We start from the raw sequence: 10054 nt of genomic DNA on the forward strand, positions 1-10054 counted from the left end.
CTAACAACCTGTATCTGGATTCGGGGTGAACTCATTTTGCGCTTACCAGTTTGGACAGTAATTCTAGATAGCATTGTGCCGCTGCTTCCGGCGCGTGATGGGTTGCAAAATAGCGCTCTGCACGCGCGGCGAAGTCCGCGTGCAATGGCGCTTCGCTCATCAGGCGCTGCACCTGTTCGCGCAAGTCTTGATCATCAGCCGCAAGCGCATAGGGCGGCAGACCGTCCTGGCGCGATCCCGTATCGAACAATGCCACTGTGGGGACTTTTCGCGCCCAGGCTTGCAGGAAAGTGTTAGGGAAGCCTTCATGATCAGAGGTGTTGACGAACAAGGCGGCTCTGTCGAAATACACGTCGGCATCAGCAAAAGGCAGGAAACCCATAAATTCCAGATTTGGAATAATTGCAGCTTCGCTGGCAATTTGCTGATAGTAGGCCAGCACTTCCGGCGAATCGCCCATGGCGCCACCTATCATGCGGAATTTCAGATGGGGCAGAGTGCGCGCCAATGCAAGAAAACGGTCCGGTCGTTTGACTTTGCGGATCATGCCTACCCATAAGATTTCGTCTGGCGTTGCGCTAGCCTGCTCCGGCGCCATATCTGCAGGACGTGCATAGCAACTGGGAATGAGCACTGCGTCGCGTTGATAATTGGTGCGCAACAATTCCTGCTGGCGCGGGTTCTGAACTACGACCGCATCCGCTTGACGTAGACCGCGCCGGAAGAGCCATTGATCACGCCGGTTATGGATGTTGGGCGGACCTGGTTCGAAGTCGAGATTCGATGCGCCCGCGTAGATTGCTGCCTTGCCATTCAGTCTGCACCAGCTCGTCATGAGGCCGGCATCGTTGCCTGAGCTGCGCTGATAGTAAATATCGGCGTTGGCGCGGCGCATGGCACTAAACAGACCGGTTGCACGTGGATGGAAAAAGCGCAGGCCACGTATGCCGTCGTCCGGGGCATAGGTGCGTAGCACGCGGATGCCATCTATCCATTCTTCCTCTGTCTGACCGTAGTCCATGCAGATAAATGTCACTTTGATTCCGGCTTTGACCAGCGCGCGCGCGATCATTACCTGCTGAACCTGTGCCCCTCCTAGCTCACGCGAATCGCGGCGGCCGGCCAGAACGGGATAAGCGGTTAATGCCAGCATGCACAAGTGAATTGGCTGGTTCATGCGGTGAGTCCTGTATTTTTCGGAATGTAAAGCTCGTACACAGCCTCCAGTGCATCAACCGCGCATTCGATACTCGCGTGTTGGCTAACCCAGTCTTTCTGGATCTGTGCGAGTTCCCTGTCTTCTGCTGCGCGCAGTATCGCTGCAGCCATCATTTGGCCATTGCGCTCGGCGACAACTTGCCAAGCCAAGGGCAAGATAAGTTGAATGTCGGAGTAGGTGGTGCTAACCACCGGCACACCGGCAGTCATTGCTTCCAAGACGACATTAGGGAAACCTTCTCGGCTAGAGGTAGAGAAGAACACATCCGATTGTGCCATCAGTTCGATAACCTGTTTGCTGTTCCCTAGTCGGTGAACGTTCTGTTGTTGGGGTAGGGTGGCAAACGCCGCTTCGACCTGTTCGGCATAGCTATCTACTTCTGCTGCACCTCCTGAGGCGTAGGACATGAACTGATAAATCGGGGCGCCGACAAAGACGACATGCCAGGGCGTGTCTTTCTGTTGCATCAGTACGCGGGTGGTTTCGATTGCCAGCAGGAGATCTTTTTCCGGTTTGACAGTGCCTACGAAGCAGGCCACTTTGGCCTGTTCAGGAATGCCCAATGTCGCTCGCATGCCGGTCGCGGCCGCAGCACGGCGCTGAACTTCGCGGACATCAATTCCGTTCCATGTGACGTGTATATGATTTTTCAGACCGGGATACATTTGTCTGGCCAGGGCTGCTCCTGCCCAAGAATTAGCGACTACCGCGTCGCTAAGCCAGCGCGTCGCCAGATGTGCTGCTATTTGTGCGCGGCGCAAGGTATAGTCGCTACTGCGCTCGGCGCTGAGTACGGGAATGCCATTTCCCAGACCAGCAAGGCGGGCATACAAGTTGCCGTCAAATAGGTAGCCATGCAGCAAGTCCGGTTTCCATTCATGCACGGCGCGACGCAGGCGCCCCAACAGCGGTAGATCAAATCTGCTATTGCGGCTATCTTCCCACAAGGTGACACCGGCAGCGCGAACTTCATCTACACGATCCTTTTCCTTGGAAAGCAGATAGATCGCAACGTCGTGACCACGTGCCGTCAAGCCTTTCGCTGTGACGATGATTTGCGTTTCAGCTCCGCCAAATCCCAGCGACGGACAAATAATCATGATGCGTTTTCGGGTGCCAGCTGGTTTTATTGGCCGCGGCAAAATAGTCGGGGTGGCAGTCATGGCTTAGTGTGAAGAAATGGCGGAGGTGTTCAGTAAAGTGTGGGGTAACCATCCCTGCTTGCGCGCAATTAAATAATAGGGCAGGGGCAGTATTGCTCCCAGTGCCAGCATGGCGGGCAATGGAGGTAAAACCGAAGGTCGCAATTCGTACGCCAGACGTCCCAGTCCAGCTAAGCCCCAGGTCACTGCCATCATGGTCAATAGCGTGGCCCAGGCTTGCAGGCTACGAACAGGTATATTCAAGGATTTACTCAGTTGCCGGATCAGTAGGCTGCGCTCGATAAAGGCGACGAGCACGCCACCAGCCGCAGCACCCGCCAGTCCAAAAGCATAGGCAGTAATGACGCTAATAGCGAGCGACAGCAATAAGAGTGGAGTGCTTATACGTGCCGAATAGTGCATCTGGCCAGCGAGCAGAATTATACTGTTGAGTTCGACGATCTGAAGCAGCCAGCTCACCATTAGCACCCGCATGACTGGCGTTGCGCCCACGTATTGCGCGGTATAGACAGTTGTGTAGATAGGCTCGCCAAAACACCAGATAAAGGCAAGTAGTGGTAAAGCAAAGAATGCGACAACGAGATTGGCGCGGTTGTTGGTGTCGATGATTGCGTCCCAGTCGCCGGCGGCGTGCTGTTTACTCATGGTCGGCATCAGGGTGCTAGACACTGCACGTCGCATTAAGAGGACGAGCGAGCCAAAAACGGCACCCAGCGAAAAGATGGCAAACTGGACAGTTCCGAATATTGCAGCTGCAATCCATTGATCCGCCTGTCGGCGTATGGATACCATGAGCGACGAAAGTCCGATAGGCCAAGCGAGTTTGATTTGCGCCATCCAGTAGCCTCGGTCCGGAATGATGCGGCCGAAGCCGTGTTGTCGCCGCGCATAGATCAAGATCATGCCTAGACGCATTAATGCTGAGAGTGATAACGCGTAGAATACCGAATCGAGTTGTTCATAGTGAATCGCCGCGGCACTGGCAAGGATGCAGCGCAGTAGCGCCAGCACAATGATTGCGCGTGCTTGCCAATCGCCGCGCTCGTCCGCTACTGGCAGATAGTCTAGCAATCCGCCACTGACCCAGATTCCGGTAAAAACCCCGGCTAGCAGCGCCATGTCGCGAAACTCGGGTGTAGGGCCGAAGCAGGCAATGCTAGCGATAACAAAGGTGGTTGATAGGGTACCTATCAAAAGCATGTACCAGACACCCACCGCAGCGTGGGCCTGACGTTCCTCGCCCTGCGTGCGTGGAAGGAAGTAGGCCAGGGTGTTGGGCATGCCCATCGGTGCCATAGAGGCCAGTCCTGCCGCGATTAACCAGACGAGTCGGTAATCGCCGAAGGCAGCTTGCGTCAGATGACGTACAAGCAGCATAGGCAGAACAACTTGCAGGCCAACTTCTATGACCTGAGACAAACCCAACCATAGGGAACGGCGTCCAACCCCCATTAGCAGCACCTTGGTATGTTAGTAATAGAGGCGAGTTTTGTTAAGAGGTAATGACGCGCTGGCATTGGGAATGTTGAATTCTTTGGCTAGGATGAACAAGGAGGTTCAGGAAAGCAAAGTATTGTACATCATGCATGCGTTGTTAGCGGATGTTTAAGGTGTTGAAGTTTTTCATACAGGATACATTAATGTGTTTTCGATAATTGATGTATGAGAGTGATAGGGGTATCCTACCGACCAATATCTACATCATAGGAAATGATTTCTTTACGGAAATAAGGATTTCCGCTATCGTGGTCAATGAAGTGTTGCTGTCATTCCTGCCAGGCGTTTCTGGGAAAGCTTGATACAACTTCAGTCCGGGTAGCAGTGTCTATGTAGCGGCCATCACCCGAAAATTTGCAACAAGGAGTGAATCATGTTGAAACGTACGCTGGGCGGGCTAGCCGCCCCTATGCTGGCAGGGCTGGCTGTGCAGATTTCTACCGCCTATGCCGGGCCTATTAATAGTCCGCTGGCCTGTATGCCGGCCAGTGCCAATGAATGGCCCCAGACCTCGCCATATAATCGTGCATTGCAGCCAATGGATTGCGCTGTAATTGATCACGATCCCCCTGTCTTGGCGTGGTCGAATGTTAAAGGTGCGACCGGTTACGAGATTCAATTAAGCAAAGCCACGGATGCGACGTTTGGTTCGTCCACTGTTATTTCGACTATTCCCACCACGACGCCTTGGTATTACCCCCCTTCCAAGCTGGGTGCGGGCAATTTTATTTGGAAAGTACGCACCAAAGGTGCTACTGCTTGGGGCCCGGCACGGCGCTTTCAGATTGCCAGTTCCGCGCGCGACTTTACGGTACCGCCTGTAGCGACCGCCTTGAAAACCGCTTCATCTCTGGCTCACCCGCGTGCTCAGCCTACGGGCGCTGAGCGGGCTAGCTGGCTAGCGGATTTGACCACTGGCGCACGCGCTACCAACTTGTCTGAATTGCGTCGGCGCGTAGATGGAAAAGTTGGCGAAGCGATGCCTGTCGACCCTTCGTCCGCAGTCCAGGTTTCCGGTTATTCGACGGCTACCATTGCTAACGCCAACCTTGCGTTTATGAATCAGATGACAAAATTGTCTGAAGCGGCGCGCGAGGCGGCATTTATGGCGATGATGGAGCGCAAGTCTACGGTAATTGCCGACGCCAAGCGGCGCATACTCTTCTTGGCCGGATTGGATCCCAATGGCGCGACCAGTTTCGCGCAGGAGCCGCTGGGTGCGACGCGGGTTGTGTGGACTATCGCTTATGGCTATGACTGGCTCTATAACGATTTCACGGCCTCTGAGCGCGCATCTATACAGGCGTCGATCAAGGGCCGCATGGTACTACTCATGGCATCGCTGACCGATACGACGGAAGGTGTCGCAGCTAAGCCTTTGAACTCGATTGCAGTGGACACCTTGCAAAATGCTCTGACGGTGGCATCGCTTACTGTGGGTGATATTCCCGAAGCTACGACATGGTTCAATGCGACTTATCCTTTGTTCCCGCAGTGGCTGAGTCCTTTCGGTGGAGATGATGGCGGATTTGCCAGTGGAACCAACTATCTGATTTGGCAGCTCGAGTCCCAGGAGAACTGGGATGCGTTGCGCTGGACGACTGGTGTCGACGTAATGGCGAAATCTTGGACCCATAACTTAGGCCGTGCTCTGGTGTACTTCTACCCTCCGGGTAGTCCGTTTGGGATGTTTGGCGATGGTGCTGGCGAAGATAACAGTGAGCCGAATGGCCGTTTGTTCCGTCCGTACGCGGCGCGTGCCGGTGATCCCTTGTACAGCTGGTACAACGGGCAATCGATCGCGGGCGATTATTCCCGTCTGCAGGCGATATTGGCGCCGCCATTGGTGAAGCAAGCCGCGTTGCCGGCCAACACGCCGAATGCAATCTGGCTTCCTTCGGTAGGCTGGGCTGCAATGCATAGCAGTCTTGCTGACCGCGCGCGTACTTCTGTCTATTTTAAGAGCAGTGGATACGGTTCCTATAACCACTCCCATGCGGATCAAAACACCTTTGCAATAAATAGCCAAGGTGCCGCTTTGCTAGTTGAAACCGGGCTATATGACTACTACGGTTCCTATAATTTCATCAACTGGTCGAAGACGACTGCCGCTCATAACGGGATTACTTATGAAGGTGGTAAAGGTCAGGGGCAGGATACCAACGGCAAAGGCGATGTCAACGCGACCGGTGTGGTGAGCAGTTTCCGCAGTGATGGTGTGGTCGACGTCGTCAGCGGTGATGCCAGCAAGGCTTATAGTGCCAGCGTCGTACCGAACAGTCCGGTTACCAAGGCATTGCGCACGCTGGTATATATCCGCCCTTCGACCGTACTGGTATTCGACACTCTGGCGGCGACAACCCCCGTGAGCTGGGAGTGGAACGTCCATGGACAGGTTGCGCCATCGAGCTACGATAACAGCCATTTCACCATACGTAATGGCACTGCAACTGCTTGTGGGCAAATTAATAATACCGGTGCAATGACGCTGACCTCGATTGCTGCGCCTACCAATGCGGCAGCAGCGGGGCAGTGGCACGGGCGTTATGCGCTAAATAGTAAAGTTGCCAATACCAGCTATGCAGCAGTGATTAGTACGGATTGTACGAAGTCCTTGCCGTCGGCAGTGCAGAACACAGATGGTAGTTGGACCGTCAAAGGTTCCGGATGGACAGTGACCTATGCAAATGGGCTTGCAACCTACACCAAGAACTAAGTCGTCCTAAATAAAAAAAACCTGCAAGGTAAAACTTGCAGGTTTTTTTTGCGCTTGTCGATGTCTCAAGGCGTGGCTTTGCGCAGTGCGGGCGCAAGGTAGGCTGCCCCGTATATGCTGAATTTGGGGCGCATATGCACACTGTCGGTATAGATCGGATCGCCATTAGCGTCGACTACCGGACATAGCTGATTTCTGCAGAGCGTGTCCGTTGGTTCGATGATGTTGACTTTGCTTTCCCGGGCAATTGTTAATAATTTTTGTCGAGCCACATTATTTCTCTGCTCAAAAACGCTTAGATTGAAAGGCGGTATCGACTTGCGGACATGCATTTCGCCGAAGCGTGATCCTTCAATCATGGATCGTGGATCAAATGCCGAACTCGCCGGTGGTGGCATCAGGAAGTAGACCCGTTTGCCGAGTGCTATAAGTTTTACCAATGAACTACGAATTTGGTCGTACGCTAGTTGTTGCGCGGTCGGTTGAGGGAAACTGTAGCCATCAATGGTCATTTCATCATAAGTCGAATTGAAGTAGCCGTACCACGACGCCCCGATCACGACCGTGTCAATTTCTGTAGATTCTGCAAGGGCGAGCCCGTTATCTATGGTCTTCGTGCAGTGCAGGAATTTTAATTGAGGCAGGCGCACCACTTTTTGAATCGGCGGGCATCCGCCTGCCGTGGCAAAAATAATCTTGGCCCGGCTTTCCGGTTCGGCCTGAAGGAATGTGGTGGCGTACAAGCCATATTGTTCGACTACCGAATCGCCGAGGAATATCGTCGTTCCTTTTCCTGATCCACTGAGCTGCTGGAAGTGTGAACCCTGAAAATTCAATGGACTCATCTGGCTTGTGGGGAACTGGGAATCGTTCAGAGCTTTCAAATAATGGTCAACTGCAGTGTCTTTCTGGCGCGGCGAAATATAGCCAAGGTAAGATGCGCCGCTTATCAAGGTCAGGATCATCATTGCAGAAATTAATATACCGGCAACCTTTCCTCTGGCATTAATGCGCTGGATTGGGCGTTCGATCAGCAGGAAGGTCGCAATAGCCAGGATGAGTGAGGACACGATCATGACTAATTTGAGCGTGGCAGTCGGGCGCTCGCCGCCAATAATGTAGGCATACGAAAGCAGTGGCCAATGCCAGAGGTAGAGCGGATAGCTAATTAAGCCTAGCCAGACCATTAGTTTGGAACTTAAGGCGATGCGTCCTATCCACGTATTGCTTCCTGCTTGTAGCACGAGCGCGGTGCCGATGACTGGGGCTACCGCCCACCAACCGGGAAAGGGAGTCTGCTCCGTAATGCTCATTGCGGTTATCGCGATCAGAGTCAATCCGAGCAGGGTGCAGAATTCTGCAAGCGGCTTGCTGAATTTTTGCAAGTATTGTTTGGGACTACAGGCACATAGTCCCCCAATGGCTAATTCCCAGAAGCGGCTTAAGGGAGAAAAGTAGGCAGCGGTGGGTGTGTGTGATGTAGCGTAAATGCAATAAATGAATGAGGCCAGCAACGTTAATGCGATAACTTTTTGAAGGGAGAGTCGCCACTTTGTAAGTGCCCATAGCAAAATTGGCCAAACGATATAAAACTGTTCCTCCACCCCAAGCGACCAGAGATGCAGAAGGGGCTTGGTCGTACTTTCCGCGTCGAAATAGCCGGTCTCACTCCAGAATGTCAGATTTGCGATAAACGCCGCGCCAGAAGCACTATGTTTGCCTAGTGCGACAAATTCTGTCCGCAGCATGACATACCAGCCAAAGCAAAGCGTCGCAACCAAGACGATCAGGAGGGCTGGAAAAATGCGCCGGACTCGGCGCGAGTAGAAGTTAAGAATGCTGTACGTGCCATGCTGCAGATCGCTGACAAGTATGGACGTGATCAAAAAGCCTGAAATTACAAAAAAAATATCGACGCCTATAAAGCCGCCACGTATCCAGTGTGGCCAAGCGTGAAAGAGAACAACCAGAAATACCGCTATTGTCCGCATGCCATCTATATCTGGGCGATATGGAATGTGACGCTTTGGGCTTTGAGCGGCATCGCGATGTGCACGCTCCGGAATAATTGGAGGGGATGATGGGAGCACGATGATTGAAAAGTTGGCAATAGCGGAAGTTGCCATGTTATCAGTACTTCTCAAGGCTGGTAAAGCATTTCGAATCGTATTGGCCTAGGGTAATGTGTGTTGCGAACCAAATAAGCTGCAGCTGTTTTGTCCCGGTAATCTGGTCGGCTAGGATTTAGCTTGAAGGGGCGAAGTAGTAGGAATTGTGGCGAGCGTTACAGAGTATCCCGCACATCAATACTCTGCAACGCTGGGTTGAAAAATCATAATGCGGCACAAGCCGCATCAAAACTAAGCTCAGTTGGTACTAAGCGTTTCCACGCAATTGTTGGAGCTTACTTTGAAACCACCGATCTGCGGTGAACAAGATAGTTTTGTGCGTCAAAACCTTCTTCTCGACCAGGTGCCAGGATCCCACCGCAAACAACAATGCGAGCGGAACGGATAGAACTAAGTTTCCCCACCAGGTATGGGCAAATGGGAATAGATAGACCATCGATTGCTGGATGGGATATCCATATAAAAATAGTCCGTACGAGTAGTCACCCGTTTCCAATAGGTGTGATTTTGGAGGATTACGCAATCCTAGGAAGACCGTTAAGTATGTGACAGGAATTGTCATTAAATAGCCAGCTTGTGGTGAGTTCAAGCATAGCAGTGAAATGATAAGTGCTAATAAAGCAACCAGAAGGTTGAGTCGTATGATGTCCCGGAATTGATAGAATGCAACTCCAACGCAAAAGCTGAGTAATAAAATCCGATCATTGTATGCGCCATCGCCTCGCGAAAGAATTTGCCATTCGCTGTAGGCGAACAATGCTATGAAAGCTGCCAGCATCCATTTACGGTTACGGTGTACGCCAAGCACGCCGAGCACGGTAAGAGTAATGTAGCATTCCAACTCGACCGGAATTGTCCAGAGTTGTCCATTTACCTTATGGGATGGATTGGTTTCAAAGACGCCGGGTAAGTTGAAATGAATAATACCCAGTATATTCTGGAAATACTGATGTAATACAGGGCTGCTGAAGTAATCCCCTAATGACAATGTTGTCAAGATTGGGCCGAGCAGCAGAGCGCAGACTAGGGTATCGGTTGCTAATGCAGGAAAGATACGGAATACGCGGAGTCCAAGAAAGACCCCGATGCTTTTGGATCGCTCAAGGCTGCCCGCAACGAGAAAGCCGCTCAAAGCGAAGAACATAGGAAGTATCAGGTACCAGGCTCGTCCAGCTCCATGATGAGTTACGCTCTCTTGGAAGCGAGCCTGTCAGAATTTTTGTGTGAATCCGGGGTCATGAAATAATACCGAAAGGGATTTTCCATGACCGACGTAATGACCACTAAGAAGCCAAAAACCAAGAAGCAGTACCCGTTTCCCGTTGAACTG

Annotated in this window: 6 protein-coding genes; 1 reads left to right on the forward strand and 5 read right to left on the reverse strand. The window is 52.3% G+C overall.

Features of this window, described 5'->3' with window-relative positions; all coding sequences use genetic code 11:
- Nucleotides 1-31: 31 nt before the first annotated feature.
- Genes GTP27_RS12610 through GTP27_RS12620 form a run of 3 tightly spaced genes read right to left on the reverse strand, consistent with a single transcriptional unit; the run spans nucleotide 32 to nucleotide 3834 of the window.
- Nucleotides 32-1177, reverse strand: a complete 1146-nt coding sequence (locus GTP27_RS12610; protein ID WP_161039518.1) for a glycosyltransferase family 4 protein — start codon at nucleotides 1175-1177, stop codon at nucleotides 32-34.
- A complete protein-coding gene (locus GTP27_RS12615) occupies nucleotides 1174-2382 on the reverse strand; it encodes a glycosyltransferase family 4 protein (RefSeq protein WP_161039519.1) in 1209 nt (402 codons plus the stop codon). Before GTP27_RS12615 ends, GTP27_RS12610 begins: the two co-directional genes overlap by 4 nt.
- 3 nt (nucleotides 2383-2385) lie before the next feature.
- Nucleotides 2386-3834 carry a lipopolysaccharide biosynthesis protein gene (locus GTP27_RS12620; RefSeq protein WP_161039520.1) on the reverse strand — a complete coding sequence of 483 codons (1449 nt, stop codon included), beginning with the start codon at nucleotides 3832-3834 and terminating at the stop codon, nucleotides 2386-2388.
- A 418-nt stretch (nucleotides 3835-4252) separates the two neighbouring features.
- Here GTP27_RS12620 and GTP27_RS12625 point away from each other — a divergent pair, with 418 nt between their 5' ends.
- Nucleotides 4253-6595 (forward strand): heparinase II/III domain-containing protein, encoded by a 2343-nt coding sequence (locus GTP27_RS12625; protein ID WP_161039521.1) that lies wholly within the window; start codon nucleotides 4253-4255, stop codon nucleotides 6593-6595.
- A gap of 65 nt (nucleotides 6596-6660) precedes the next feature.
- Here GTP27_RS12625 and GTP27_RS12630 read toward each other — a convergent pair whose 3' ends face one another.
- Entirely contained in the window at nucleotides 6661-8721 is a 2061-nt protein-coding gene (locus tag GTP27_RS12630) for an acyltransferase family protein (RefSeq protein ID WP_161039522.1), read from the reverse strand.
- Between the two features lie 250 nt (nucleotides 8722-8971).
- A complete protein-coding gene (locus GTP27_RS12635; RefSeq protein WP_161039523.1) occupies nucleotides 8972-9868 on the reverse strand; it encodes an acyltransferase family protein in 897 nt (298 codons plus the stop codon).
- Nucleotides 9869-10054: the final 186 nt, after the last annotated feature.

It is taken from the genome of Duganella qianjiadongensis (genome assembly GCF_009857915.1).
GTDB classification, from domain to species: Bacteria; Pseudomonadota; Gammaproteobacteria; order Burkholderiales; family Burkholderiaceae_D; genus Rugamonas; species Rugamonas qianjiadongensis.

What these genes read in the sequence shown, in the direction of transcription:
- GTP27_RS12610 (WP_161039518.1), bottom strand. Translation starts at nt 1,177, where the DNA reads ATGAACCAGCCAATTCACTTGTGCATGCTGGCATTAACCGCTTATCCC.
- GTP27_RS12625 (WP_161039521.1), top strand. Translation starts at nt 4,253, where the DNA reads ATGTTGAAACGTACGCTGGGCGGGCTAGCCGCCCCTATGCTGGCAGGG.
- GTP27_RS12620 (WP_161039520.1), bottom strand. Translation starts at nt 3,834, where the DNA reads ATGGGGGTTGGACGCCGTTCCCTATGGTTGGGTTTGTCTCAGGTCATA.
- GTP27_RS12615 (WP_161039519.1), bottom strand. Translation starts at nt 2,382, where the DNA reads ATGACTGCCACCCCGACTATTTTGCCGCGGCCAATAAAACCAGCTGGC.
- GTP27_RS12635 (WP_161039523.1), bottom strand. Translation starts at nt 9,868, where the DNA reads ATGTTCTTCGCTTTGAGCGGCTTTCTCGTTGCGGGCAGCCTTGAGCGA.
- GTP27_RS12630 (WP_161039522.1), bottom strand. Translation starts at nt 8,721, where the DNA reads ATGGCAACTTCCGCTATTGCCAACTTTTCAATCATCGTGCTCCCATCA.